37 protein-coding genes and 1 pseudogene are annotated in these 23,586 nt (G+C 40.3%); all 38 read left to right on the top strand.

Translation table 11 applies throughout. The annotated features are described in order from the left end of the window. Positions 1-123: 123 nt before the first annotated feature. The 38 genes and pseudogenes from ACEVFT_RS24005 to ACEVFT_RS24190 all read left to right on the top strand — a co-directional run bounded on the left by ACEVFT_RS24005 (position 124) and on the right by ACEVFT_RS24190 (position 23,413). Positions 124-1,434 carry a Na+/H+ antiporter family protein gene (locus tag ACEVFT_RS24005; protein ID WP_205446162.1) on the top strand — a complete coding sequence of 437 codons (1,311 nt, stop codon included), beginning with the start codon at positions 124-126 and terminating at the stop codon, positions 1,432-1,434. Positions 1,435-1,788: 354 nt separating this feature from the next. Further along, entirely contained in the window at positions 1,789-2,097 is a 309-nt protein-coding gene (gene rpsJ, locus ACEVFT_RS24010) for a 30S ribosomal protein S10 (protein ID WP_004233624.1), read from the top strand. A gap of 46 nt (positions 2,098-2,143) precedes the next feature. Continuing rightward, a complete protein-coding gene (gene rplC / locus ACEVFT_RS24015; RefSeq protein WP_205446161.1) occupies positions 2,144-2,773 on the top strand; it encodes a 50S ribosomal protein L3 in 630 nt (209 codons plus the stop codon). A gap of 26 nt (positions 2,774-2,799) precedes the next feature. Continuing rightward, positions 2,800-3,423: a 50S ribosomal protein L4 gene (gene rplD, locus ACEVFT_RS24020; protein WP_012296062.1), complete on the top strand. Its 624-nt coding sequence runs from the start codon at positions 2,800-2,802 to the stop codon at positions 3,421-3,423. Then, positions 3,423-3,707 (top strand): 50S ribosomal protein L23, encoded by a 285-nt coding sequence (rplW, locus tag ACEVFT_RS24025; RefSeq protein WP_036124663.1) that lies wholly within the window; start codon positions 3,423-3,425, stop codon positions 3,705-3,707. The genes rplD and rplW overlap by 1 nt, the downstream gene beginning before the upstream one ends. Before the next feature lie 48 nt (positions 3,708-3,755). Beyond that, entirely contained in the window at positions 3,756-4,586 is an 831-nt protein-coding gene (gene rplB, locus ACEVFT_RS24030; protein ID WP_036124661.1) for a 50S ribosomal protein L2, read from the top strand. Between the two features lie 60 nt (positions 4,587-4,646). Further along, the gene (gene rpsS, locus ACEVFT_RS24035; protein ID WP_008181911.1) at positions 4,647-4,925 is read left to right on the top strand and encodes a 30S ribosomal protein S19; all 279 of its coding nucleotides are present in this window, start codon (positions 4,647-4,649) and stop codon (positions 4,923-4,925) included. Positions 4,926-4,947: 22 nt separating this feature from the next. After that, positions 4,948-5,292 (top strand): 50S ribosomal protein L22, encoded by a 345-nt coding sequence (rplV, locus tag ACEVFT_RS24040; RefSeq protein ID WP_004233639.1) that lies wholly within the window; start codon positions 4,948-4,950, stop codon positions 5,290-5,292. Positions 5,293-5,295: 3 nt separating this feature from the next. After that, positions 5,296-5,949: a 30S ribosomal protein S3 gene (rpsC, locus tag ACEVFT_RS24045; protein WP_025116438.1), complete on the top strand. Its 654-nt coding sequence runs from the start codon at positions 5,296-5,298 to the stop codon at positions 5,947-5,949. A 1-nt stretch (position 5,950) separates the two neighbouring features. Next, positions 5,951-6,385 (top strand): 50S ribosomal protein L16, encoded by a 435-nt coding sequence (rplP, locus tag ACEVFT_RS24050; protein WP_025116437.1) that lies wholly within the window; start codon positions 5,951-5,953, stop codon positions 6,383-6,385. Continuing rightward, positions 6,375-6,575 carry a 50S ribosomal protein L29 gene (gene rpmC / locus ACEVFT_RS24055; RefSeq protein WP_004233646.1) on the top strand — a complete coding sequence of 67 codons (201 nt, stop codon included), beginning with the start codon at positions 6,375-6,377 and terminating at the stop codon, positions 6,573-6,575. Before rplP ends, rpmC begins: the two co-directional genes overlap by 11 nt. An 18-nt stretch (positions 6,576-6,593) precedes the next feature. Beyond that, the gene (gene rpsQ / locus ACEVFT_RS24060) at positions 6,594-6,857 is read left to right on the top strand and encodes a 30S ribosomal protein S17 (protein ID WP_008181723.1); all 264 of its coding nucleotides are present in this window, start codon (positions 6,594-6,596) and stop codon (positions 6,855-6,857) included. A 42-nt stretch (positions 6,858-6,899) separates the two neighbouring features. Next, positions 6,900-7,268, top strand: a complete 369-nt coding sequence (gene rplN / locus ACEVFT_RS24065) for a 50S ribosomal protein L14 (protein ID WP_004233650.1) — start codon at positions 6,900-6,902, stop codon at positions 7,266-7,268. Positions 7,269-7,303: 35 nt separating this feature from the next. Beyond that, entirely contained in the window at positions 7,304-7,612 is a 309-nt protein-coding gene (rplX, locus tag ACEVFT_RS24070; RefSeq protein ID WP_004233652.1) for a 50S ribosomal protein L24, read from the top strand. A 29-nt stretch (positions 7,613-7,641) separates the two neighbouring features. Further along, positions 7,642-8,181, top strand: a complete 540-nt coding sequence (gene rplE, locus ACEVFT_RS24075) for a 50S ribosomal protein L5 (protein WP_008181719.1) — start codon at positions 7,642-7,644, stop codon at positions 8,179-8,181. Positions 8,182-8,203: 22 nt separating this feature from the next. Next, on the top strand, positions 8,204-8,389 hold the full coding sequence (locus ACEVFT_RS24080; RefSeq protein WP_004233656.1) for a type Z 30S ribosomal protein S14: 186 nt from the start codon (positions 8,204-8,206) through the stop codon (positions 8,387-8,389). 29 nt (positions 8,390-8,418) lie between these two features. Further along, complete coding sequence (gene rpsH / locus ACEVFT_RS24085; RefSeq protein WP_008181717.1) at positions 8,419-8,817, top strand: 30S ribosomal protein S8; 399 nt, start codon at positions 8,419-8,421, stop codon at positions 8,815-8,817. 30 nt (positions 8,818-8,847) lie between these two features. Next, positions 8,848-9,387: a 50S ribosomal protein L6 gene (gene rplF, locus ACEVFT_RS24090; protein ID WP_008181715.1), complete on the top strand. Its 540-nt coding sequence runs from the start codon at positions 8,848-8,850 to the stop codon at positions 9,385-9,387. 32 nt (positions 9,388-9,419) lie between these two features. Beyond that, on the top strand, positions 9,420-9,779 hold the full coding sequence (gene rplR, locus ACEVFT_RS24095) for a 50S ribosomal protein L18 (RefSeq protein ID WP_205446160.1): 360 nt from the start codon (positions 9,420-9,422) through the stop codon (positions 9,777-9,779). Between the two features lie 21 nt (positions 9,780-9,800). Beyond that, on the top strand, positions 9,801-10,304 hold the full coding sequence (gene rpsE, locus ACEVFT_RS24100; RefSeq protein ID WP_008181711.1) for a 30S ribosomal protein S5: 504 nt from the start codon (positions 9,801-9,803) through the stop codon (positions 10,302-10,304). 13 nt (positions 10,305-10,317) lie between these two features. Further along, the gene (rpmD, locus tag ACEVFT_RS24105) at positions 10,318-10,500 is read left to right on the top strand and encodes a 50S ribosomal protein L30 (RefSeq protein ID WP_004233668.1); all 183 of its coding nucleotides are present in this window, start codon (positions 10,318-10,320) and stop codon (positions 10,498-10,500) included. Positions 10,501-10,534: 34 nt separating this feature from the next. Then, a complete protein-coding gene (rplO, locus tag ACEVFT_RS24110) occupies positions 10,535-10,975 on the top strand; it encodes a 50S ribosomal protein L15 (protein WP_004233670.1) in 441 nt (146 codons plus the stop codon). Then, a complete protein-coding gene (gene secY / locus ACEVFT_RS24115; RefSeq protein ID WP_342533601.1) occupies positions 10,975-12,270 on the top strand; it encodes a preprotein translocase subunit SecY in 1,296 nt (431 codons plus the stop codon). The genes rplO and secY overlap by 1 nt, the downstream gene beginning before the upstream one ends. A gap of 70 nt (positions 12,271-12,340) precedes the next feature. After that, entirely contained in the window at positions 12,341-12,994 is a 654-nt protein-coding gene (locus ACEVFT_RS24120; protein ID WP_016992655.1) for an adenylate kinase, read from the top strand. A 249-nt stretch (positions 12,995-13,243) separates the two neighbouring features. Then, a pseudogene (locus tag ACEVFT_RS24125) lies at positions 13,244-13,321 on the top strand (type I methionyl aminopeptidase); the annotation flags it as partial. Positions 13,322-13,407: 86 nt separating this feature from the next. Beyond that, complete coding sequence (gene infA, locus ACEVFT_RS24130) at positions 13,408-13,626, top strand: translation initiation factor IF-1 (RefSeq protein ID WP_004233690.1); 219 nt, start codon at positions 13,408-13,410, stop codon at positions 13,624-13,626. A 37-nt stretch (positions 13,627-13,663) separates the two neighbouring features. Then, positions 13,664-13,777 (top strand): 50S ribosomal protein L36, encoded by a 114-nt coding sequence (gene rpmJ, locus ACEVFT_RS24135; protein ID WP_000868344.1) that lies wholly within the window; start codon positions 13,664-13,666, stop codon positions 13,775-13,777. Positions 13,778-13,801: 24 nt separating this feature from the next. Continuing rightward, positions 13,802-14,167, top strand: a complete 366-nt coding sequence (gene rpsM, locus ACEVFT_RS24140) for a 30S ribosomal protein S13 (protein WP_004233729.1) — start codon at positions 13,802-13,804, stop codon at positions 14,165-14,167. 25 nt (positions 14,168-14,192) lie between these two features. After that, a complete protein-coding gene (gene rpsK / locus ACEVFT_RS24145; RefSeq protein ID WP_004233731.1) occupies positions 14,193-14,582 on the top strand; it encodes a 30S ribosomal protein S11 in 390 nt (129 codons plus the stop codon). Positions 14,583-14,721: 139 nt separating this feature from the next. Beyond that, on the top strand, positions 14,722-15,666 hold the full coding sequence (locus ACEVFT_RS24150; RefSeq protein ID WP_004233733.1) for a DNA-directed RNA polymerase subunit alpha: 945 nt from the start codon (positions 14,722-14,724) through the stop codon (positions 15,664-15,666). A 57-nt stretch (positions 15,667-15,723) separates the two neighbouring features. Next, complete coding sequence (gene rplQ / locus ACEVFT_RS24155; RefSeq protein WP_393951519.1) at positions 15,724-16,104, top strand: 50S ribosomal protein L17; 381 nt, start codon at positions 15,724-15,726, stop codon at positions 16,102-16,104. 426 nt (positions 16,105-16,530) lie between these two features. Beyond that, on the top strand, positions 16,531-17,376 hold the full coding sequence (locus ACEVFT_RS24160) for an energy-coupling factor ABC transporter ATP-binding protein (RefSeq protein WP_205446159.1): 846 nt from the start codon (positions 16,531-16,533) through the stop codon (positions 17,374-17,376). Then, positions 17,352-18,224 (top strand): energy-coupling factor ABC transporter ATP-binding protein, encoded by an 873-nt coding sequence (locus ACEVFT_RS24165; protein ID WP_393951520.1) that lies wholly within the window; start codon positions 17,352-17,354, stop codon positions 18,222-18,224. Before ACEVFT_RS24160 ends, ACEVFT_RS24165 begins: the two co-directional genes overlap by 25 nt. Then, the gene (locus ACEVFT_RS24170) at positions 18,221-19,018 is read left to right on the top strand and encodes an energy-coupling factor transporter transmembrane component T family protein (RefSeq protein WP_393951521.1); all 798 of its coding nucleotides are present in this window, start codon (positions 18,221-18,223) and stop codon (positions 19,016-19,018) included. Before ACEVFT_RS24165 ends, ACEVFT_RS24170 begins: the two co-directional genes overlap by 4 nt. A 13-nt stretch (positions 19,019-19,031) precedes the next feature. Beyond that, positions 19,032-19,772: a tRNA pseudouridine(38-40) synthase TruA gene (gene truA / locus ACEVFT_RS24175; protein WP_393951522.1), complete on the top strand. Its 741-nt coding sequence runs from the start codon at positions 19,032-19,034 to the stop codon at positions 19,770-19,772. A gap of 178 nt (positions 19,773-19,950) precedes the next feature. After that, positions 19,951-20,388, top strand: a complete 438-nt coding sequence (gene rplM, locus ACEVFT_RS24180; protein ID WP_004233742.1) for a 50S ribosomal protein L13 — start codon at positions 19,951-19,953, stop codon at positions 20,386-20,388. A gap of 25 nt (positions 20,389-20,413) precedes the next feature. Beyond that, positions 20,414-20,806, top strand: coding sequence for a 30S ribosomal protein S9 (gene rpsI, locus ACEVFT_RS24185; protein ID WP_004233744.1), 393 nt, complete (start codon positions 20,414-20,416; stop codon positions 20,804-20,806). An 819-nt stretch (positions 20,807-21,625) separates the two neighbouring features. Beyond that, the gene (locus ACEVFT_RS24190) at positions 21,626-23,413 is read left to right on the top strand and encodes an ABC transporter ATP-binding protein (RefSeq protein WP_393951523.1); all 1,788 of its coding nucleotides are present in this window, start codon (positions 21,626-21,628) and stop codon (positions 23,411-23,413) included. Positions 23,414-23,586 lie beyond the last annotated feature (173 nt).

The following is a 23,586-nucleotide window of genomic DNA, read 5'->3' on the forward strand; positions in this document are numbered from 1 at the left end:
TTAATACATTACACTGTTTTTTAGTGCAAAAATATTGAAATTGCAAAAAGCCTTGACTTTCAATTATCAGAATAATAAAGTTTAACATGTTAGTAATTTAGTGTATGAAAGTAGAGTGTAACAATGAATGCAGTAATTGCGGCAGTCGCCGTTATGTTAATATTAAGCTTACTTCGTATCAATGTCGTTCTTTCCTTAGTTTTAGGCGCTTTTGTAGGTGGTCTTACAAGTGGGATGGGTATTGAGTCAACCGTTCAATCATTTACAGAAGGATTAGGGGCAGGGGCAACCATTGCATTAAGTTATGGCCTACTTGGGGGCTTTGCGATAGCAATAGCCAAAACAGGAATACCCGAATTAATGATAGCTGGGATGTTAAAGATTTTAAATGGTGAAAGTAATAGAAAAGGTCTAGTGAAGGTATTAATATTTTTCCTTATTTTTGTGATGTCTATTTTATCTCAAAATGTCATTCCTATTCATATTGCCTTCATTCCATTATTAATTCCGCCCATTTTAAAGATTTTAAATATGTTAGAAGTCGATCGACGTATAATTGCAACGTTAATTGCAGTAGGTTTAATTGGTACTTATAGTTTTGTACCTGCTGGTTTTGGAGCAATCTTTCAAGATATCGTTGCTACACAAGTGTCAGAAGCAGGAATGGCCGTATCTTCACGTGATGTACCTGCAGCAATGGGGATTCCTGTATTCGGAATGCTAATTGGATTGATAATCGCCTTTGTTGTATACCGCAAGCCAAGGCATTATAAGCATAGTGAAGTGGTTACGGAATCTTTAAATGTAAATGTCAGCAAATTTATGATGTTTTCGACGGCGCTTGCATTAGTGGTATCACTATGCGCTCAAGTGTTAACAGATTCAATGATTGTGGGTTCGTTTGCAGGTATTATGATTATGTATTTTACAGGTGCACTTAAATGGAAAGAAGCCGATGATATTCTTTCTGAAGGAATGAAGATGATGGCCTTTATTGGCTTTGTTATGATTGCTGCAAATGGTTTTGCAGCGGTTATAAATGCAACAGGTGATGTGGATAGCTTAATTACAAGCTCGATCACCTTACTAGAAGGAAATAGAAGTCTCGCTGTCTTCATCATGTTAGTAATAGGACTAGTTGTGACGATGGGGATAGGTTCATCTTTCGCAACGGTGCCTATCATTGCAACGCTGTTTGTTCCGCTAGCACAAGGTTTAGACATGAGTCCTTTAGCGATTCTATGCTTAATCGGTACAGCGGGTGCTTTAGGAGATGCGGGTTCGCCAGCATCCGATTCTACATTAGGACCAACAGCTGGGCTAAATGTAGACGGCCAGCATCATCATATTTGGGATACCTGTGTTCCGACATTTATCTTCATTAACATACCACTAATCCTGTTTGGCTGGATTGCCTGTGTGTTCTTTCTATAATAAAGAGGTGGTTTCTATAAAGATAGAAACTACTTTTCTTTTTTTGAGTTATTTGGAATGTGCGAAAATGTTGATATGACAACCTTTAGTGTTGCAATATGTAGAGAAATTTTATATACTAATAAACGGCTTAATAAAGCGAAGAAGTAGTAGTATTAAGAATATCTACAACATTTAAAAGAATTTAGCGAAAAGACTTGCTTATTCTTTTTTTATTGTATATAATGTTGAATGTTGGTCTTTGACTGCGATGAAACGAGAGGTTGCCGACACACCCGGCCGCTTTGCCATGGCGGTGTGTGGGAAAATTTTCGTGGAGAATGTCTAGAAAATAGGCGAGAAGGAGGGAAAATAATGGCAAAACAAAAGATTCGTATTCGTTTAAAAGCGTATGATCACCGTATTTTAGATCAGTCTGCTGAGAAAATTGTGGAAACTGCAAAACGTTCAGGTGCAAGTGTATCAGGTCCGATTCCACTTCCAACTGAGAAGTCTGTGTACACAATTCTTCGTGCGGTTCACAAGTACAAAGATTCTCGTGAACAATTCGAAATGCGTACGCATAAACGTCTGATCGATATCGTTAACCCAACGCCACAAACTGTTGATGCGTTAATGAAACTTGATTTACCATCTGGCGTTGATATCGAAATCAAACTTTAATGGTAAAAATAATATAACTTTTCAAAATTTACAGGAGGTGTGACAAATGGCTAAAGGAATCTTAGGTAGAAAAATTGGTATGACACAAGTTTTCGCTGAAAACGGCGATTTAATCCCGGTAACAGTTATCGAAGCTACGCCAAACGTAGTTCTTCAAAAGAAAACTGTTGAAACAGACGGCTACGAAGCAATTCAAGTTGGTTTCGAAGACAAGCGCGTTAAGCTTTCTAACAAACCTCAACAAGGTCACGTAGCAAAAGCGAACACTGCTCCTAAGCGCTTCATTCGTGAATTCCGCAACGTGAACGTTGGAGAATACGAAGTTGGTCAAGAAGTCAAAGTAGAAATTTTCGCAGAAGGCGATGTAATTGATGTAACTGGTGTTACTAAAGGTAAAGGTTTCCAAGGTGTAATTAAACGCCACGGACAATCTCGTGGTCCTATGGCCCACGGTTCTCGTTACCACCGTCGTCCTGGTTCAATGGGTCCAGTTGCTCCGAACCGCGTATTCAAACAAAAGAAATTACCTGGTCAAATGGGTGGCAATGTAGTTACAATCCAAAACTTAGAAATCGTGAAAGTTGATGCGGAGCGTAACTTACTACTTGTTAAAGGTAATGTTCCTGGTTCTAAAAAAGCTCTAGTTACAGTTAAATCTGCAATTAAAGCTAAGTAATCACTTAAGGAAAGGAGGAAACAGGAATGACAAAAGTATCTGTACTTAGTCAAACAGGTGCTTCAGTTGGTGAAATCGAATTAAACGATGCGATCTTCGGAATCGAGCCAAATGAAGCAGTATTATTCGACGCAGTAGTAGCTCAACGTGCTTCTCTTCGTCAAGGTAATCACAAGGTTAAAAACCGTTCTGAGGTTGCTGGTGGTGGTCGTAAACCATGGCGTCAAAAAGGAACTGGTCGTGCTCGTCAAGGTTCTATCCGTTCTCCACAATGGCGCGGCGGTGGTATCGTATTCGGTCCTACTCCACGTAGCTATTCTTATAAATTACCTAAAAAAGTTCGCCGCTTAGCTCTTAAATCTGCTTTATCAGCTAAAGTAGTAGAACAAAACTTCTTAGTTCTTGATGCTCTAACTCTAGCAGCACCAAAAACAAAAGAATTCACAAAAATTCTTAAAGATCTTTCTTTAGAGAAAAAATCTTTATTCGTAACTGCTGACCTAGATGAAAACGTAGCATTATCTGCTCGTAACATCCCAGGTGTAACAGTTTTAACTGCAAATGGAATCAACGTTCTTGATCTATTAGGTCATGAAAAAGTTGTATTCACTAAATCTGCAGTAGAAAAAGTTGAGGAGGTGCTTGGATAATGGAAGCACGTGATATTTTAAAACGTCCGGTCATTACTGAGCGTTCTTCAGAACTTATGGCAGAGAAAAAGTATACTTTCGAAGTAGACACTCGCGCTAACAAAACTCAAGTAAAAGACGCTGTAGAAGAAATCTTTGGCGTAAAAGTTGAGAAAGTAAACGTTCTTAACTACAAAGGTAAATTCAAGCGCGTTGGCCGTTACGGTGGTTACACTAACAAACGTCGTAAAGCGATTGTTAAATTAACTGCTGATAGCAAAGAAATTGAATTATTCGAAGTGTAATCCTTAATGGATTTATGATTTGAACACTCAAGAAGGAGGGAAAACACAATGGCGATTAAAAAGTATAAACCTACCTCTAATGGTCGTCGTAACATGACGTCATTAGACTTTGCGGAAATTACAACTAACAAGCCTGAGAAATCATTGCTTGAACCAACTAAACGCAAAGCTGGTCGTAACAACCAAGGTAAAATCACTGTTCGTCATCATGGTGGTGGTCATAAGAAGCAATACCGTGTTATCGATTTCAAACGTGTTAAAGATGGCATTCCGGCAAAAGTTGCTACTATTGAATATGATCCAAACCGTTCTGCGAATATCGCATTAATCAACTACGCTGATGGAGCAAAAGCTTACATCTTAGCACCAAAAGGTCTAGAGGTTGGTCAAACAATCGTTTCTGGTCCAGATGCTGATATTAAAGTAGGTAATGCATTACCATTAGCAAACATTCCAATGGGTACTACAATCCATAACATCGAGTTAAAACCTGGTAAAGGTGGACAATTAGTACGTTCAGCTGGTACTTCTGCTCAAGTACTTGGTCGTGAAGATAAGTACGTAATCGTTCGTCTTCAATCTGGTGAAGTACGTTTAGTGTTAGCTACTTGCCGCGCTACAATCGGTCAAGTTGGTAACGAACAACACGAACTTGTACACATCGGTAAAGCAGGTCGTAGCCGTTGGTTAGGTAAACGCCCAGAAGTTCGTGGTTCTGTAATGAACCCTAACGATCACCCACACGGTGGTGGTGAAGGACGTTCTCCAATCGGACGTAAATCACCAATGACTCCTTGGGGTAAACCAGCACTTGGTTACAAAACTCGTAAGAAGAAAAATAAATCGGATAAATTTATTATCCGTAGTCGTAAAAAATAAAGTGGTTAAACTACGGTTCTATGTGAGAGCCGTGGTGGAATCACGGAGGGAGGTTCCTACATGGGTCGCAGCTTGAAAAAAGGACCTTTTGTTGATGACCACTTAATGAAAAAAGTGGAAGTACAAGAGGCTTCTGAGAAAAAACAAGTTATCAAAACTTGGTCACGCCGTTCTACAATCTTCCCGAACTTCATCGGTTTAACGATTGCTGTATATGATGGACGTAAACATGTTCCTGTATACGTAACAGAAGATATGGTAGGCCATAAACTTGGTGAGTTCGCACCGACACGTACTTACAAAGGTCACGGTGCAGACGACAAGAAAACAAGACGCTAATTTTGAGAGGAGGTAAATCCTAATGACACAAGCTAAAGCTATCGCTCGTACAGTACGCATTGCTCCTCGCAAAGTACGTCTAGTTGTAGACTTAATCCGAGGTAAGCAAGTTGGTGAAGCAGTTGCAATTTTACGTCATACTCCAAAAGCGGCGTCTCCAGTCGTTGAGAAAGTATTAAAATCTGCAGTTGCTAATGCTGAGCACAACTACGATCTTGACATCAACTCTTTAGTAGTTTCTGAAGTGTTCGTTGATGAAGGTCCAACTTTAAAACGTTTCCGTCCACGTGCGCAAGGACGTGCAAGCGCAATTAACAAACGCACAAGCCACATCACTCTAGTGGTATCTGAGAAGAAGGAGGGTTAATCCGTGGGTCAAAAAGTACATCCAATAGGACTGCGCGTTGGTATTATTCGTGACTGGGAGTCAAAATGGTACGCTGAAAAAGACTATGCAACTCTACTTCACGAAGACATCAAAGTGCGTAAATATATTGAAACGGCTCTTAAAGACGCTTCTGTTTCTAAAGTAGAAATCGAACGTGCTGCAAACCGTGTAAACATTACAATTCACACTGCGAAACCAGGTATGGTAATCGGTAAAGGTGGTACGGAAGTTGAAAACCTTCGTAAATACCTTAGCGAGTTAACTGGTAAACGTGTACACATCAACATCATTGAAATTAAACGTGCAGATCTTGACGCTCGTCTAGTAGCTGAAAACATCGCTCGTCAATTAGAAAACCGTGTATCATTCCGTCGTGCGCAAAAGCAAGCGATCCAACGCACAATCCGCGCTGGTGCAAAAGGAATTAAAACACAAGTATCTGGTCGTTTAGGTGGCGCTGATATCGCGCGTGCTGAACACTATAGTGAAGGAACTGTTCCACTTCATACTCTACGTGCTGACATTGACTATGCACACGCAGAAGCTGACACTACTTACGGTAAATTAGGCGTTAAAGTATGGATCTACCGTGGTGAAGTTCTTCCTACGAAGAAATCTGTGGAAGGAGGCAAATAATATGTTATTGCCTAAACGCGTAAAATACCGTCGTGAACACCGCGGCAACATGCGTGGCGAAGCGAAAGGCGGCAAAGAAGTATCATTCGGCGAGTGGGGCTTACAAGCTCAAACTGCTAGCTGGATTACTAACCGTCAAATCGAATCTGCCCGTATCGCGATGACTCGTTACATGAAACGTGGCGGTAAAGTTTGGATTAAAATCTTCCCACACAAACCTTACACTAAAAAACCTCTAGAAGTCCGCATGGGTTCTGGTAAAGGTTCTCCTGAAGGTTGGGTAGCAGTAGTAAAACCAGGAAAAATTATGTTCGAAATTGCTGGTGTATCTGAAGAGATTGCACGTGAAGCACTTCGTTTAGCATCACATAAGCTTCCTGTTAAATGTAAGATCGTAAAACGTCAAGAAACTGGTGGTGAATCTAATGAAAGCTAATGAAATCCGTGACCTTGCCACTTCTGAAATTGAATTAAAAGTGAAATCACTGAAAGAAGAGCTTTTCAACCTTCGCTTCCAATTGGCGACTGGTCAATTAGAAAACACAGCTCGTATTCGTGAAGTGCGTAAAGCAATCGCGCGTATGAAAACTGTTATTCGTGAAAGAGAAATCAGTGCAAATAACTGATAAAGGAGGTTTTCAAGTATGACTGAGCGTAATCAACGCAAAGTTTACACGGGCCGCGTAGTTTCAGATAAAATGGACAAAACTGTTACTGTTTTAGTTGAAACTCACAAAAAGCACAAGCTTTACGGTAAACGTGTAAAATACTCTAAAAAGTTTAAAGCTCATGATGAGCAAAACCAAGCGAAAATCGGTGATATCGTACGTATCATGGAGACTCGCCCGCTATCAGCTACTAAACGTTTCCGTCTAGTTGAAGTTGTAGAAAAAGCGGTTATTATTTAATAACTATTTCGGAACAACCATTTCCGAAGGGAGGTAACCTAAGTGATCCAACAAGAAAGTCGTATGAAAGTTGCTGACAACTCAGGTGCACGTGAAGTTCTTACAATTAAAGTGCTTGGTGGCTCTGGCCGTAAAACTGCTAACATCGGTGATATCGTTGTTTGTACAGTTAAGAAAGCAACACCAGGTGGCGTTGTCAAGAAGGGTGACGTTGTTAAAGCTGTTATCGTTCGTACTAAATCAGGCGTACGTCGTAAAGACGGAACGTACATCAAATTTGATGAAAATGCTTGTGTAATTATTCGTGATGATAAATCACCACGCGGAACTCGTATTTTCGGACCTGTTGCACGTGAATTACGTGACAGCAACTTCATGAAAATCGTTTCTCTAGCTCCAGAAGTTCTTTAATTTCATGATAGTGCCAATCAAGGAGGTGCGACAGCATGCATGTAAAAAAAGGTGACAAGGTTAAGGTTATCACTGGTAAGGACAAAGGCAAAGAAGGAGTAATCCTAGCTGCTTTCCCTAAACAAGATCGCGTTCTTGTTGAAGGTGTGAATATCGTGAAAAAGCACGTTAAACCTAACCAATTGAATCCACAAGGTGGGATTGTAAGCCAAGAGGCTGCAATTCACGTTTCGAACGTAATGCTAATCGATCCTAAATCTGGCGAGCCGACTCGTGTAGGTTATAAAATCGAAAACGGTAAAAAAGTTCGTGTTGCAAAAAAATCAGGTGCAGTAATCGACTAATTAGTAAATAAAAGAAGGGAGGTACACACATGAGCCGCCTAAAAGAAAAATATTTAAATGAAGTTTCTCCTGCTCTTATGAGCAAATTTGGATATAAATCAGTTATGCAATTGCCGAAAGTTGACAAAATCGTTATCAACATGGGTGTTGGTGATGCTGTTCAAAACTCTAAAGCATTAGATGCAGCTGTAGAAGAATTAACAATTATCACTGGTCAAAAACCAGTTGTAACTAAAGCGAAAAAATCGATCGCAGGTTTCCGTTTACGTGAAGGTATGCCAATCGGTGCTAAAGTTACATTACGCGGTGAGCGTATGTATGAATTCTTGGACAAATTAATCTCAATCTCACTTCCTCGTGTACGTGACTTCCGTGGTGTTTCTAAAAAAGCATTCGATGGTCGCGGTAACTACACTCTAGGTGTTAAAGAGCAACTAATTTTCCCAGAAATCGATTACGATAAAGTTTCAAAAGTACGCGGTATGGACATCGTGATCGTAACGACAGCGAACTCTGACGAAGAAGCTCGCGAGTTATTGACACAATTCGGTATGCCGTTCCAAAAGTAATTTAAACAAGGAGGGCGAAAACGTGGCTAAAAAATCTATGATCGTTAAACAACAACGTAAGCAAAAGTTTAAAGTGCAAGAATATACACGTTGTGAACGCTGTGGCCGTCCACACTCTGTATATCGCAAATTTAAACTTTGCCGTATTTGTTTCCGAGAACTTGCATATAAGGGACAAATTCCTGGCGTGAAAAAAGCCAGCTGGTAATCCCCTAATTTGGGAAGGAGGTAAATGTAATGACAATGACTGATCCGATTGCAGATATGCTTACTCGCATTCGTAATGCGAACATGGTTCGTCACGAGAAGTTAGAAGTACCGGCTTCCAACGTGAAAAAAGAAATCGCTGAAATTTTAAAGCGTGAAGGTTTCGTACGTGACGTAGAATACGTGGAAGACAACAAGCAAGGTATTATCCGTATCTTCTTAAAATACGGTAAAGATAACGAGCGTGTTATCACTGGCTTAAAACGTATTTCTAAACCTGGTTTACGTGTATATGCTAAAACAAATGAAGTGCCTAAAGTACTGAACGGTCTTGGTATCGCTTTAGTGTCAACTTCACAAGGTTTATTAACAGATAAAGAAGCTCGCGCTAAACAAGTTGGCGGCGAAGTTCTAGCATACGTTTGGTAATTAGCAATAAATGAATGGAGGTGCAACTAAATGTCTCGTGTAGGTAAAAAAATTATCGAGGTACCAGCTAACGTAACTGTTACTGTTGCAGCTGACAACACTGTTACTGTTAAAGGTCCTAAAGGCGAACTTGTTCGTTCTTTCCACCAAGATATGAAAATTGAGCAAGAGGGTAACGTAATCTCTGTATCACGTCCTTCTGAATCAAAAGAACACCGCACAAACCACGGTACTACTCGTGCGCTTCTAGCGAACATGGTTACTGGTGTTTCTGCAGGTTTCGAAAAAGCTTTAGAACTTATCGGTGTTGGTTACCGTGCGCAATTACAAGGCAAAAAACTTGTACTTAACGTAGGTTATTCACATCCAGTAGAGTTCACACCTGAAGATGGTCTTGAAATTGAAGTTCCTTCTAACACTAAAATCATCATTAAAGGTATCAGCAAAGAGCGCGTTGGTGCTCTTGCATCTAACATCCGTGACGTTCGTCCACCAGAGCCATATAAAGGTAAAGGTATCCGTTACGAAGGCGAATACGTTCGTCGTAAAGAAGGTAAAACAGGTAAATAATGCTGCCTAAGCATTAGAAAGGAGTGACCCTTGTGATTACGAAACAGGATAAAAATCAAGTTCGTAAAAAACGTCATGCGCGAGTTCGTTCTAAAATTTCGGGTACTGCAGAGCGTCCACGCTTAAATGTATTCCGTTCTAACAAGAACATCTACGCTCAACTTATCGATGACGTAGCAGGTGTAACAATTGTTAGCGCATCTTCTCAAGAAAAAGGTTTTGAAGGTACTGGTAGCAATGTTGACACTGCATCAAAAATCGGTGAAACAATCGCGAAACGCGCTGCGGAAAAAAATATTACTGCTGTAGTTTTTGACCGTGGTGGTTACTTATATCATGGACGCGTAAAAGCTTTAGCTGAAGCTGCACGTGAGAATGGTTTAGAATTTTAATAAGAAGGAGGGACACATTTCATGAGTCGAATTGACGCAAACAAACTTGGAGAACTTGAAGAACGCGTAGTTACTATTAACCGTGTTGCTAAAGTTGTTAAAGGTGGACGTCGCTTCCGCTTCACAGCACTAGTTGTTGTTGGCGATAGAAACGGTCATGTAGGTTTCGGTACTGGTAAAGCTCAAGAGGTTCCAGATGCTATCCGTAAAGCTGTTGAAGATGCGAAGAAAAACTTAGTAGAAGTGCCACGTGTTGGTGGAACAACTCCACACTTAGTGCTTGGTCGCTTCGGTGCAGGAGAAATCTTAATTAAACCTGCTGCTCCTGGTACAGGGGTTATCGCTGGTGGTCCAGTACGTGCAGTACTAGAACTTGCTGGTATTACTGATATTCTTTCAAAATCTCTTGGATCTAACACACCAATCAACATGGTACGTGCAACTGTTCAAGGTTTAACTGAATTAAAACGCGTAGAGGACGTAGCTAAATTACGTGGTAAATCAGTGGAAGAAATATTAGGATAAGGGGGGAAAGATAATGGCTAACAAATTAGAAATCACCCTTACTAAATCTGTGATTGGTACTAAACCTGCACAACGCAAAACAGTTGAAGCTTTAGGTTTACGTAAATTACACCAAACTGTAGAGAAAGCTGATAACGCAGCTACTCGCGGCATGCTTGATAAAGTAGCTCACTTAGTTACTGTAAAAGAAATTTAATTTCCAATTATTGAACAAGGAGGTGCCACCCACTATGAAACTGCATGAGTTAAAACCAGCAGAAGGTTCTCGTAAGCAACGCAACCGCGTTGGTCGTGGTATCGGTTCTGGTAACGGTAAAACAGCAGGTAAAGGTCATAAAGGTCAAAACGCTCGTTCTGGTGGCGGTGTACGCCCAGGCTTTGAAGGCGGTCAGAACCCATTATTCCGTCGTTTACCAAAACGTGGCTTTACGAACATTAACCGTAAAGAATACGCTATCGTTAACCTAGATGCTTTAAACCGTTTCGAAGACGGTGCAGAGGTAACTGCTGCATTATTACTTGAAACTGGTCTAGTGAGCAATGAAAAAGCTGGAATTAAAGTTCTAGGCAATGGAACGCTTAATAAAAAGCTTACTGTCAAAGCTCATAAATTCTCAGCTTCAGCGAAAGAAGCAATCGAGAATGCCGGCGGAACTACTGAGGTGATTTAATGTTTCAGACAATCTCTAACTTTATGCGTGTTCGAGATATAAGAAATAAAATCATTTTCACACTTTTAATGTTAATCGTTTTTCGTATTGGAACTTTCATTCCAGTACCTAACGTTGACGCTAATGTATTAAAGGCAACTGATGAGTTTAACCTCGTTGGTTTCCTCAATACTTTTGGCGGTGGTGCTTTAAAGAACTTCTCGATCTTTGCGATGGGGATTATGCCTTACATCACAGCCTCAATTATTGTTCAGTTATTGCAAATGGACGTAGTACCGAAGTTTGCTGAATGGGCAAAGCAAGGTGAAGTCGGAAGACGTAAACTTGCACAATTTACACGCTACTTTACTATTATTCTTGCTTTCATTCAATCATTCGCAATGTCATTCGGTTTTAATAGAATGTATGGCGGGTCATTGATTAAGGAAGAAGGAGTTTTAACATACGTTATAATTTCTATTGTATTAACAGCGGGTACAGCATTCCTAGTATGGCTTGCTGATCAAATTACTGCGCATGGCGTTGGTAATGGTATTTCTGTTGTAATTTTCGCAGGTATCGTTGCGGCATTACCTACAGGTATCAACCAAATCTATGCACAACAAATCGAGGGTGCTGGTGATAAGTTATTTATCAACCTAATTATCCTTGGTCTACTTGTTTTAATTTTGCTTGCGGTTGTTATTGGAGTTATCTACGTGCAACAAGCACTACGTAAAATTCCAATTCAATATGCAAAACGAGTTACTGGACGTAACCAACAGACTGGTGGTCAACAAACGCATTTACCGTTAAAAGTAAATGCTGCAGGGGTTATTCCTGTAATCTTTGCTTCAGCGTTTATGATGACACCTCGTACGTTAGTTCCGTTCTTCGGTGAAAATAATGTTACAACATTCATAAATAACGCGTTTGATCATACAAAACCTGTTGGAATGATTATTTATGTAGCATTAATCATCGCATTCACATATTTCTATGCATTCGTACAAGTGAATCCAGAAAATGTGGCTGATAACTTGAAAAAGCAAGGTGCTTATATTCCAGGTATTCGTCCTGGTGAAAACACTCAAACGTATTTAACAAGCGTGTTATATCGTCTGACATTTGTCGGCGCGATTTTCTTAACTGTTATTTCAGTAATGCCGGTTATATTCATAAACTTTATGAATCTACCTGCCTCAGTGCAGATCGGTGGTACTAGTATTATTATCGTAGTCGGCGTAGCGCTCGAAACGATGAAGCAGCTAGAATCTCAACTTGTTAAACGTCACTACAAAGGCTTTATGAAATAATGTTGGTTTTTAGGGAACGTTCCATCGTTTCCTTTAATCAGCAAACCTTTTGTGGGAGGAATATTTCCTAATGAATATCGTTTTAATGGGTCTGCCAGGTGCTGGTAAAGGTACGCAGGCAGATAAAATTGTTGAGAAGTACGCAATTCCTCATATTTCTACAGGCGATATGTTCCGTGCTGCAATTAAAGAAGGTACTGAACTTGGCTTACAAGCTAAATCGTTTATGGATCAAGGTGCACTTGTACCTGATGAAGTAACGATTGGTATTGTTCGTGAGCGACTGGCTAAACCTGATTGTGAAAAAGGATTCTTATTAGATGGTTTCCCACGTACTGTTCCTCAAGCTGAAGCTCTAGATAGCATTCTTGCTGATCTAGGTAAAGCTATTGAGCATACATTAAACATTCAAGTTGAAAAGGATGAGTTAATTGCTCGCCTTTCAGGTCGACGTATTTGTAAAACTTGTGGTACATCCTATCATTTAATTTTCAATCCTCCTGCTGAGGAAGGGAAATGTGATAAAGATGGTGGCGAGCTTTATACACGTGCAGATGATAATCCTGAAACGGTTGCGAACCGTCTGGAAGTAAATATGAAACAAGCACAACCTCTACTTGATTTCTATCAAGCTAAAGGTGTGTTAACTAATATAGATGGACAGCAAGATATTAACAAAGTGTTTGCTGATCTTGATGCTCTATTACAGGGCAGCCGCAGCTGATACCCGGCTCCGGGCGCAGAGTACTGCTTCCGCGGGAGGCATGCGGGAGCAACAACGAAACATAATTTTTTTGAGAGTTGCAAAAGCATATTGTGCCCGGTATATATTTCTTCTTAAAAGTGCAACATACCTTTTGGAGGAGTATAATGGGTTTCGTGGAAGCATCTGTGTAACGGGTATGAATATCTCATCCAAGACATTCCGGTATTCGTGTAAACATGGGAGATTCAGTGCCCTTACTGGTTCTGTATATTCCGTGGATTGTGTGAAGCGAAACCAGACGAGCGTCTTTCAAACATCTCTCATACAATCCAAACATATGTTGAAACGAGGTTGCTTCTAAAGTTGCAGCAGATATCCGTTTGATGTAACGATGAGAACTTTAATTTGCATATAGAGAGGAGACAGAGTAGATGGCGAAAGATGATGTAATTGAAGTCGAAGGGACAGTTGTTGAGACTTTGCCAAACGCGATGTTTAAGGTAGAATTAGAAAATGGACATGTGATTCTAGCACACGTATCTGGTAAGATTCGTATGCACTTTATCCGTATTCTACCTGGAGATAAGGTTACTATTGAGTTATCTCCTTATGATTTAACTCGCGGTCGTATCACATACCGTTTTAAATAATCTTTTGCGCTCCGGACTACTAAGGAGGTTAGGTTAGATGAAAGTGAGACCATCTGTGAAACCGATCTGCGAAAAATGTAAAGTAATTCGCCGACGCGGTAAAGTAATGGTAATCTGTGAAAATCCTAAACATAAACAAAAACAAGGTTAATTCTAAAGGAGGTGCACAACGTACATGGCACGTATTGCTGGTGTTGATATTCCTCGCGACAAACGCGTTGTAATTTCATTAACGTACATTTTCGGTATTGGTAAAACTACAGCTCAGAAAGTACTAGCTGATGCAGGTATTTCAGAAGATACACGCGTACGCGACTTAACTGAAGATGAGTTAAACAAAATCCGTGAACAATTAGATTCTTACAAACTTGAAGGTGACTTACGTCGCGAAACTTCATTAAATATTAAACGTCTGATGGAAATCGGTTCATTCCGTGGTATCCGTCACCGTCGTGGCTTACCTGTTCGTGGTCAAAATACGAAGAACAATGCGCGTACGCGTAAAGGTCCTCGTAAAACAGTTGCGAACAAGAAAAAATAATTGGTAAAGGAGGTTCCTTCTTAACATGGCTCGTAAACAACAAACTCGTAAACGTCGTGTGAAAAAGAATATCGAATCTGGTATCGCACACATTCGTTCTACATTTAACAATACAATCGTAACGATTACAGATATGCAAGGTAACGCTGTATCTTGGTCAAGTGCTGGTGCTCTTGGTTTCCGTGGTTCACGTAAATCTACACCATTCGCTGCTCAAATGGCTGCAGAAACTGCTGCTAAAACATCCCTTGAACATGGTCTGAAAACGTTGGAAGTAACTGTTAAAGGTCCTGGTGCTGGTCGTGAAGCTGCTATTCGTGCACTTCAAGCTGCTGGTTTAGAAGTAACTGCTATTAAAGACGTTACTCCAGTTCCTCACAATGGTTGCCGTCCGCCAAAACGTCGTCGCGTGTAATGGGTGCGTCTCATATTGTATGAGAACATCATTTTTTGTACAGACTGTCTTGTGCAGATAATAAACGATACGTCATTGACGATCGAATCTATGATGGAAAGAACCTATACATTCGATGTTTTGAAGGAGGGTAAATAAAATGATCGAAATTGAAAAACCAAAGATTGAAACGGTGGAGATCAGCGAAGATTCCAAATATGGAAAGTTTGTTGTAGAACCGCTTGAACGCGGATATGGAAACACTTTGGGTAATTCTTTACGTCGTATCCTTCTGTCTTCATTACCAGGAGCTGCTGTCACTTCAATTCAAATTGATGGTGTTCTTCACGAATTCTCAACTGTAGAAGGCGTAGTAGAAGATGTAGCTTCAATCATTTTGAACGTGAAAAAACTAGCTCTTAAAATCTACTCTGACGAAGAAAAAGTTATTGAGATTGATGTTAAAGGCGATGGTACAGTTACGGCTGCTGACATTACACATGACAGTGACGTGGAAATTTTAAACCCAGATCTATATATTGCAACAATCGCTAAAAACGGTCATTTACGTATGCGTATGTATGCACAACGCGGCCGTGGTTACACTCCTGCTGATCAAAACAAACGTGAGGATCTTCCTATCGGCGTGATCCCGATCGACTCTATTTACACTCCAGTATCACGCGTCAATTTCCAAGTGGAAAATACTCGTGTAGGTCAGTCTTCTGACTACGACAAACTTTCTCTTGATGTGTGGACAGATGGCAGCATCGGTCCGAAAGAGGCGATTTCGCTCGGAGCAAAAATTTTAACCGAGCATCTTAACATCTTCGTTGGCATGACAGATGAGGCACAAACTGCTGAAATCATGGTCGAAAAAGAAGAAGATCAAAAAGAAAAAGTTTTAGAGATGACTATCGAAGAACTTGATCTTTCTGTTCGTTCTTATAACTGTTTAAAACGCGCTGGTATTAATACAGTACTAGAACTTGCGAATAAATCAGAAGACGATATGATGAAAGTTCGTAACCTTGGACGTAAGTCATTAGAAGAAGTAAAAGCGAAGTTAGAAGAGCTTGGTTTAGGATTACGCAAAGAAGACTAAGCGATTTAAACACAACTAACAAGATCAGATTTTTTTCTATAAAGGAGGGAAACATCCATGGGTTACAGAAAACTTGGTCGTACAAGTTCTCAACGTAAAGCGATGTTACGTGACTTAGCTACTGATTTAATCATCAACGAGCGCATCGAAACTACTGAGGCTCGCGCTAAAGAAGTACGTAAAGCTGTTGAAAAAATGATTACTTTAGGTAAACGCGGAGATTTACATGCACGCCGTCAAGCTGCTGCATTCGTCCGTCGTGAACTAGTAACAACGACTGATGCAGAAGGTAACGAAACAACATCATTTGCACTTCAAAAGTTATTTGATGATGTTGCACCACGTTATGCTGAGCGTCAAGGTGGTTACACTCGTATTCTTAAAGTAGGTCCTCGTCGTGGTGACGGTGCACCTGTTGTTGTGATTGAACTAGTTTAATCATAAGAGAAAACTTGTGGTGAAGAGGGTGGGAATCACCACCCTCTTTCTTTATAAATGATTTATACGACAAATAATTAAGCTGAGCGTTATGATGAGCGGACACTTAAGGGTGTGGCGTCTCGTTTAGCTCTCCGCACCTCATTCAGGAGAAATAAGGGCTTGAGCACCCGTATTTCTTGTAAATGTAACGACTAGCGCATTTCTATCGAATGAGGTGCGCGCTTTTTTATTAGATTAGATGGCGCCAATTTGTGGTGCTTTTTTTAATATATGGATGGTATTTTGTTATTTAATAAGCCATTATTAATTTGAGTTGTTATTGTAGTATTTTTCTTTTATCGACATACGGATTGTAGTAGAATTCATACATAAAAAAGTGTAAGTTAGTTAGTAGAGCTGAGCGTAGAGAGAGGAGTTCTAGATATGCCTGAAATTTTATCTTTAAATAATGTGACTTTTTCATATACACCAGAAATTCAAAACAGTCGTAATGCTGTTGAAAATGTTAGCTTTGCTGTTGAAGAAGGCGAATGGATAGCTATAGTCGGACATAATGGTTCGGGTAAGTCCACGATTGCTAAGCTGATGAATGGTTTATTATTTCCTCAGCAGGGAGATGTGCGAATACTACGAGAACCCTTAAATGAAGAAAATCTTTGGGAATCCCGCTCCTTAATGGGAATGGTTTTTCAAAATCCTGACAATCAATTTGTTGGTGCAACGGTACAGGATGATGTTGCATTTGCTTTGGAAAACAATGGCATCCCCTTTGAAGAAATGGTGAAGCGTGTACATGCGGCACTGGACCAAGTAAAAATGAGTCAGTTTTTAGACCATGAGCCACATCATTTATCTGGTGGACAGAAACAGCGTGTTGCCATTGCTGGGGCACTTGCATTAAAGCCAAAGCTTTTAATTTTAGATGAGGCGACATCCATGTTAGATCCTCAGGGACGTGCAGAGGTTTTACAAACTGTCCAAACATTACGTGCGGAAACAGGATTAACAGTTTTATCTATTACACATGATTTAGAAGAGGCAATGTTAGCAGATCGTGTTCTTTTTATGAATGATGGTAAGAAATTTGCAGAAGGCACACCTGCTGAAATCTTTGCACTAGGGGACAAGTTGGTTGAATTTGGACTGGATTTGCCATTTGCCTTAAAGTTATCAAAGCTATTGCAAAAGGAAGGTGTTCCATTAATGGGACAACATATGACAGAAGAAGAGTTGGTGAATGATTTATGGACATCAAACTTCAACAAGTAAGCTATGCCTATGCAAAAGGAACTCCCTTTGAAAAACGGGCATTATTCGATGTAGATTTTGACATCCCATCCCATACTTATCAAGCGATTATTGGCCATACTGGTTCTGGAAAATCAACGATTCTTCAGCATTTTAACGCACTTCTAAGACCTACTTCAGGAGAAGTACATATTGGGGATCGCATAATTGTCGCTGGTAAAAAAGCAAAGGATTTAAAAGCAGTACGACAAAAGGTAGGTATTGTCTTTCAATTTCCGGAGCATCAATTATTTGAAGAGACAGTGTTAAAGGATATTATGTTTGGTCCAATGAACTTTGGTATATCAGAGGAGGAAGCTGAAGCTCGTGCAAGAGAACTTGTCAGCTTAGTTGGTTTACCTGATAACGTTCTGGATAAATCACCATTCGATTTATCAGGCGGTCAAATGCGTCGAGTAGCTATTGCAGGTGTTTTAGCGATGGATCCAGAGGTTATTGTATTAGATGAACCAACAGCAGGCCTTGATCCACGAGGTCAAAAAGAAATTATGGATATGTTTTATCAGCTGCATCAAGAACGTCATCTTACAACCATTCTAGTGACCCATAGTATGGAGGATGCAGCTCGTTATGCAGATAATATTGTGATCATGCATGAAGGAAAGAATGTCTTAAGTGGAACACCACGAGTTATTTTTAAAGATGTTGATACCTTAAAGAAATTCCGTTTGGAGCCACCACGTATTGTCCGCTTTCAACAAAAGATCGAGCATATGATGGGTCATTCTTTGTCTAAGGTTTGTTTGACAGAGGAGGAGCTTGCTGCTGAAATTGCTCAAGCGCTCAGAGAGGAGCGTGCGGAGTCATGATGGAAAAAATGATCTTTGGCCGCTTCTTACCGGGTAATTCACCCGTGCATAAACTTGATCCACGGTCAAAGCTAATCTTTGTGTTCGCCTTTATTATTATTGTGTTTTTGGCTAATAATACGGTGACATATGCCATGTTACTCGCTTTCACGCTACTGATTGTCTTAGTATCGCGCATTCGTCTGTATTTTTTAATTAATGGTCTCAAACCTGTGCTCTTTTTAATGGCCTTCACATTCCTTCTCCATATTTTTATGACAAAGGAAGGCGTCCCTATTTTTGAATCAAAATTCATTACGATTTATGATGAAGGGATTAAACGGGGAATATTCATTTCAATCCGTTTTCTAGTATTAGTATTTATGACGTCAATTTTAACGTTAACAACATCACCTATTTCTATTACAGATGGTATTGAAGTTCTGTTGAATCCATTAAAAGCAATAAAAGTACCTGTCCATGAATTGGCTTTAATGATGTCCATCTCATTACGCTTTATTCCAACCCTAATGGATGAGACGGACAAGATTATGAAGGCTCAAATGGCACGGGGCTCTGATTTATCATCTGGACCAATTAAGGACCGTATAAAGGCAGTAGTGCCGTTGCTTGTCCCGCTCTTTGTCAGCGCCTTTAAGCGAGCGGAGGATTTAGCAACAGCGATGGAAGTAAGAGGCTATCGTGGTGGAGAAGGACGTACAAGATACCGTAGGCTAAAATGGGATATGGGGGACACATTTGCGCTTGTATTATTAGTAGCAATAGGCGTATTGCTATTCTTCTATAGAAGTTAAAGGAGTAGGCTTTATGCGACGATTAAAAGTAATTATAAGCTATGATGGAACGCTTTTTTCTGGCTACCAAGTACAGCCAGGGGAGCGCACAGTGCAGGCTGAGCTTGAGCGTGTTCTAGCCATTATGCATAAGGGAGAAAAGGTGAAGGTAACTGCAAGTGGCCGTACTGATGCTAGAGTTCATGCGACAGGGCAAACTTTGCATTTTGATACACCACTTTCCATCCCAACAGAAAAGTATAGTAAGGCTTTGAATGTGCAACTACCTAGAGATATTCGCGTATTATCGGTAGAGGAAGTGGCACATGATTTTCATGCGCGTTACAGCGTGGCTGGGAAGCGATACCGTTATATTTGGTCTTGTGAGCCTATTCAAAGTCCATTCCGCAGATATTACACTGTGGAGACAAATGGAGTTAAACCCGACGTAGAGGCGATGCAAGAGGCTGCTAAGGCTATCATTGGTACACATGACTTTTCTTGTTTTTGTGCAGCGAATACAAGCGTGAAAGATAAAGTACGCACAGTAACAATGCTGCAGTTTGAATGGCATGGAGAGGAGCTACATATGGTGATTGAAGGTAATGGCTTCTTATATAATATGGTACGTATTATTGCAGGTACTCTTTGGGAGGTTGGCATTGGTCGACGGAAGATCGACAATGTGTCGCAGGTAGTTGCTTTAGGGGATCGTGATAAGGCAGGAAAAACCGCACCACCACAAGGTCTATACTTAGAAAAAGTGTTCTATTAGTGGTGTTCTACAATTCTGAACAACTTCACCAGGTGTTTAATGAAATTGCTTGACTTTAAAAGTCATTCATTATATGATAACAGATGGTATTTTCATTACCACCACAAATAAGCCCCGAAACTTATAGTGTAGTCTAATGAAAAATAACGGTAATCGAATCGATTAGGAGGATATATACATGCGTACAACATTCATGGCTAAAGGTCACGAAGTAGACCGTAAATGGTTAGTAGTTGATGCAGAAGGCCAAACTCTTGGACGTTTAGCTTCTGAAGTAGCTGCAATCTTACGTGGTAAACATAAACCAACATTCACACCAAACGTTGACACAGGTGATCACGTAATCATCATCAACGCTGACAAAATCCATTTAACTGGTAACAAATTAGAGGGTAAACTTTACCGTCACCACACTCAATTTGCGGGTGGTTTAAAAACTCGTACTGCTGGTGAAATGTTAGATAAATACCCAACAAGAATGATCGAATTAGCAGTTAAAGGAATGCTTCCTAAAAACTCTTTAGGTCGTAAAATGTTCACTAAACTTAATGTTTACACTGGAACAGAGCATCCACATGCTGCACAAAAACCAGAAGCATACGAGCTTCGCGGATAATATAAATTAAGAGGAGGATATTACTTTGGCACAAGTTCAATACATCGGCACTGGTCGCCGTAAAAGCTCTGTAGCTCGCGTACGTTTAGTACCAGGTACAGGTAAAATTGTTATCAACAAACGTGAAATCGAAGAATACGTACCATTCGCTGCATTACGCGAAGTAATTAAACAACCATTAGTAGCTACTGAAACTACAGGAAGCTATGATATCCACGTAAACGTTAACGGTGGTGGATACACTGGTCAAGCTGGTGCTGTTCGTCACGGTATCGCTCGTGCTCTACTTCAAGTAGACCCAGATTTCCGTGCTGCATTAAAATCAGCTGGATTACTTACTCGTGATTCACGCATGAAAGAACGTAAAAAACCAGGTCTACGCGGCGCTCGTCGTGCACCTCAGTTCTCAAAACGTTAATATCGGCTTTTCAAGACTCTTTTCACTTATGTGGAAAGGGTCTTTTTTGTTTTTAGGTGCGTAGGATAAAAATCTCTAATACAGAATGGTCTTCTTAGACACATTTTTCAATCGCTAAGAAGTGATTTATTCATCATATAGATTCAAAATTCTAAAGAAACATGAAGACCTTAATCTATGTTGAGTACTTATAAAAAAGTTATGATAATCATTTACTAAAAGGAATATCTTATTCCATACAAATAAATATGTAAAAAGGATCTTCTGCCGCTCTTATGGTTGCTAGCAATAAGCCAGTCACCCTTATATTCAAGAATGATCTGAGCTAACACTATCCATTTAACAATCAGCCTGTACTTTTTTGCGATGGATGTTAAATCTAAATATTTTTCAGAAATATGGTAACTGATATTGATTATTATTCTCATTGATCCTACAATAAAAGATGGACTAAGTAAACTGGTCCAATCTAAAAGAGAATGGAGGATTATCTGTATTTTTTGGGTGTAAAAATGATTTTAGCGGTGCCGATGTGTTTGCTGCTTTCTTTATTATCGACATGCATGTCAACAGTACTAACGAGTAACATAGAGTTATCAAATGTGGCGTCTGCATAGTCAAAAACAAATAAAATATTAAATATGGAATGAACGGGAACACAAGTAGCGACGGGGATTGTTGTAACAGTATACAGGCGTGTGGAGGTGCCGGTTTTTTCACAGTGGACTATAATTGCACTTTTTACTCAGGTAGGGGGTGTTATTTTTTTTGCGAAGAAATTGGTAAGTTTGATAATAAATAAGAAGGGGTGTTTGTGGTATGAAGATTGCGTGGCGTATTTTGTATAGTGCTAAAAGATACTGGTTACAGCTAAGTTTTGGGCTTCTTGGTGTAATTGTAGCTACAATATCCGGATTTTATTTGCCATGGGCGTTAAGGGAACTGACTAGTCTTGCGACAGAGGGAAGTGAGAATTTTGCTACTGGTGCGCTGTATATTGGTCTTGCCTTGCTTGGGGCAACCGCCTTACAAGCAATCGCCACTTCAGCGGCTGGCTATTTGAATCATTATGCGGGTATGCATTATGTATCGGATTTGAGGACAAAGCTTTACGGAAAGTTTCAGCGAATGAGTTTGCGTTATTTTAATAAAAGCCGAACGGGTGATTTGACTGGTCGAGTAGTGAATGACGCGATGGAGGCAGAGATCTTTTTGGCGTATGTCATTCCTGAGTTTGTGATCAATGTATTGACTTTTATTGGCGTAGGAATTTTGCTACTAACGATCAATGTCAAGTTGGCTTTGCTTAGCCTCACTACGATTCCTTTTCTTTTAGCAATTACGATTTGGCAAAGTAAGCGCCTATCGCCGATGTGGAAAGAGAATGCCAAGGCACGTGGAGAAATATCGGGCAAAGTGCAGGAGAACTTATCTGGAATTAAAGAGATCCAGATTTTCAATCGTCAGCATGTAGAACAGCGTAGGATATCACAATTATCATTAAAACAAGCGAACACGTATTTAAAAGCACGCTTTCTCTATGAGACTTCGTATCCTTTGCTCGCCTTTGTAACAGCACTTGGAACCGTTCTAGTTGTCATTGTAGGCGGTAGATTGGTAGCAACAGGGGAAATTAGCATTGCTGATATCATCGGTTTTATTGCTTACTTAGGGCTGTTTTATACCCCAGTTAAGACGTTTTCGGCATTGGCAGAAAGAGCAGGGCAAGCGAGCGCGGGTTGCAAACGCGTGTTTGAAGTTTTGGATCAACAATCGGATATTCAAGAAAAGAAAGATGCGATTGTTCTACCTCGAGTAACAGGAAAAATTGATTTTCAGAATGTTTCTTTTGCCTATCAAGATGGGATACCTATTATAGAGAATGTTAATTTAACGATTGCCCCTGGGCAGTCCGTTGCTTTAGTTGGTACAACGGGTGTAGGTAAATCGACGCTGGCTAGCTTAATCAACCGTTTTTATGATCCCCAAGAAGGTTCAATCGAAATTGATGGCATTGATCTTCGTGATGTAACGTTGGAAAGTCTACGAAGTAATATCTCGATGGTTTTGCAGGATACGTTTTTGTTTGATGGCACAGTGTATGACAATATTGCATATGGTTGGAAAGATGCGACGAATGAACAAGTTTTGGAGGCAGCAAAGGCAGCGAATGCCCATAGTTTTATTGAACAGATGGACGAAGGGTATGACACAATTATCGGTGAGCGTGGCGTGCGTCTGTCAGGGGGACAAAAACAACGGCTGTCGATTGCCAGAGCGATACTGCGCAATGCCCCCATTTTGATTTTGGATGAAGCGACCTCTTCTTTGGATACAAAGACGGAAAAAGAGATTCAGCAAGCGCTTGATGAGATTGCTAAAGGGAGGACGACATTGGTGATTGCCCACCGTTTGTCCACAATTCGTCGTGCCGATAAGATTGTAGTACTTGATGGAACGGGGATTGCCGAAGTTGGTACCCATGATGAATTAATCAGTCTCGATGGAATTTATGCACACTTGCATGCTACGGGAAATGACGAACATCCTGCAGTTACAATGGGATCAAGAGAGGAGAGTGGACCTCCGATTTTTCAGAATAGTTAATGAATAGATTAAGAACACGTGGTGTAGAAGTGACACCCGTAGTTTGGAGGAGCTAGCATAAATAATTCTTCCTAACCCCTACTCAGCCACAGCACAGCACACATAGGGTATTGTTCCCTAGAAGTGTAAAACTGATGCTGTGCTTCTTTTCTTGACGCTCAGATTTCGAATGC

The sequence above is a fragment of the Lysinibacillus sp. PWR01 genome (genome assembly GCF_043359455.1).
Classification (GTDB): Bacteria; Bacillota; Bacilli; order Bacillales_A; family Planococcaceae; genus Lysinibacillus; species Lysinibacillus fusiformis_F.

What these genes read in the sequence shown, in the direction of transcription:
- rpsK (WP_004233731.1), top strand. Translation starts at nt 14,193, where the DNA reads ATGGCTCGTAAACAACAAACTCGTAAACGTCGTGTGAAAAAGAATATC.
- rpsH (WP_008181717.1), top strand. Translation starts at nt 8,419, where the DNA reads ATGACAATGACTGATCCGATTGCAGATATGCTTACTCGCATTCGTAAT.
- rpsQ (WP_008181723.1), top strand. Translation starts at nt 6,594, where the DNA reads ATGACTGAGCGTAATCAACGCAAAGTTTACACGGGCCGCGTAGTTTCA.
- rplC (WP_205446161.1), top strand. Translation starts at nt 2,144, where the DNA reads ATGGCTAAAGGAATCTTAGGTAGAAAAATTGGTATGACACAAGTTTTC.
- secY (WP_342533601.1), top strand. Translation starts at nt 10,975, where the DNA reads ATGTTTCAGACAATCTCTAACTTTATGCGTGTTCGAGATATAAGAAAT.
- rpmJ (WP_000868344.1), top strand. Translation starts at nt 13,664, where the DNA reads ATGAAAGTGAGACCATCTGTGAAACCGATCTGCGAAAAATGTAAAGTA.
- rplD (WP_012296062.1), top strand. Translation starts at nt 2,800, where the DNA reads ATGACAAAAGTATCTGTACTTAGTCAAACAGGTGCTTCAGTTGGTGAA.
- rplV (WP_004233639.1), top strand. Translation starts at nt 4,948, where the DNA reads ATGACACAAGCTAAAGCTATCGCTCGTACAGTACGCATTGCTCCTCGC.
- rplW (WP_036124663.1), top strand. Translation starts at nt 3,423, where the DNA reads ATGGAAGCACGTGATATTTTAAAACGTCCGGTCATTACTGAGCGTTCT.
- rpsJ (WP_004233624.1), top strand. Translation starts at nt 1,789, where the DNA reads ATGGCAAAACAAAAGATTCGTATTCGTTTAAAAGCGTATGATCACCGT.
- ACEVFT_RS24165 (WP_393951520.1), top strand. Translation starts at nt 17,352, where the DNA reads ATGGACATCAAACTTCAACAAGTAAGCTATGCCTATGCAAAAGGAACT.
- infA (WP_004233690.1), top strand. Translation starts at nt 13,408, where the DNA reads ATGGCGAAAGATGATGTAATTGAAGTCGAAGGGACAGTTGTTGAGACT.
- rpmC (WP_004233646.1), top strand. Translation starts at nt 6,375, where the DNA reads ATGAAAGCTAATGAAATCCGTGACCTTGCCACTTCTGAAATTGAATTA.
- ACEVFT_RS24005 (WP_205446162.1), top strand. Translation starts at nt 124, where the DNA reads ATGAATGCAGTAATTGCGGCAGTCGCCGTTATGTTAATATTAAGCTTA.
- rplQ (WP_393951519.1), top strand. Translation starts at nt 15,724, where the DNA reads ATGGGTTACAGAAAACTTGGTCGTACAAGTTCTCAACGTAAAGCGATG.
- truA (WP_393951522.1), top strand. Translation starts at nt 19,032, where the DNA reads ATGCGACGATTAAAAGTAATTATAAGCTATGATGGAACGCTTTTTTCT.
- ACEVFT_RS24160 (WP_205446159.1), top strand. Translation starts at nt 16,531, where the DNA reads ATGCCTGAAATTTTATCTTTAAATAATGTGACTTTTTCATATACACCA.
- rplP (WP_025116437.1), top strand. Translation starts at nt 5,951, where the DNA reads ATGTTATTGCCTAAACGCGTAAAATACCGTCGTGAACACCGCGGCAAC.
- rplM (WP_004233742.1), top strand. Translation starts at nt 19,951, where the DNA reads ATGCGTACAACATTCATGGCTAAAGGTCACGAAGTAGACCGTAAATGG.
- rplF (WP_008181715.1), top strand. Translation starts at nt 8,848, where the DNA reads ATGTCTCGTGTAGGTAAAAAAATTATCGAGGTACCAGCTAACGTAACT.
- ACEVFT_RS24150 (WP_004233733.1), top strand. Translation starts at nt 14,722, where the DNA reads ATGATCGAAATTGAAAAACCAAAGATTGAAACGGTGGAGATCAGCGAA.
- rplB (WP_036124661.1), top strand. Translation starts at nt 3,756, where the DNA reads ATGGCGATTAAAAAGTATAAACCTACCTCTAATGGTCGTCGTAACATG.
- rpsE (WP_008181711.1), top strand. Translation starts at nt 9,801, where the DNA reads ATGAGTCGAATTGACGCAAACAAACTTGGAGAACTTGAAGAACGCGTA.
- rplX (WP_004233652.1), top strand. Translation starts at nt 7,304, where the DNA reads ATGCATGTAAAAAAAGGTGACAAGGTTAAGGTTATCACTGGTAAGGAC.
- rplO (WP_004233670.1), top strand. Translation starts at nt 10,535, where the DNA reads ATGAAACTGCATGAGTTAAAACCAGCAGAAGGTTCTCGTAAGCAACGC.
- rpsM (WP_004233729.1), top strand. Translation starts at nt 13,802, where the DNA reads ATGGCACGTATTGCTGGTGTTGATATTCCTCGCGACAAACGCGTTGTA.
- ACEVFT_RS24190 (WP_393951523.1), top strand. Translation starts at nt 21,626, where the DNA reads ATGAAGATTGCGTGGCGTATTTTGTATAGTGCTAAAAGATACTGGTTA.
- rpsS (WP_008181911.1), top strand. Translation starts at nt 4,647, where the DNA reads ATGGGTCGCAGCTTGAAAAAAGGACCTTTTGTTGATGACCACTTAATG.
- rpmD (WP_004233668.1), top strand. Translation starts at nt 10,318, where the DNA reads ATGGCTAACAAATTAGAAATCACCCTTACTAAATCTGTGATTGGTACT.
- rplE (WP_008181719.1), top strand. Translation starts at nt 7,642, where the DNA reads ATGAGCCGCCTAAAAGAAAAATATTTAAATGAAGTTTCTCCTGCTCTT.
- ACEVFT_RS24120 (WP_016992655.1), top strand. Translation starts at nt 12,341, where the DNA reads ATGAATATCGTTTTAATGGGTCTGCCAGGTGCTGGTAAAGGTACGCAG.
- ACEVFT_RS24170 (WP_393951521.1), top strand. Translation starts at nt 18,221, where the DNA reads ATGATGGAAAAAATGATCTTTGGCCGCTTCTTACCGGGTAATTCACCC.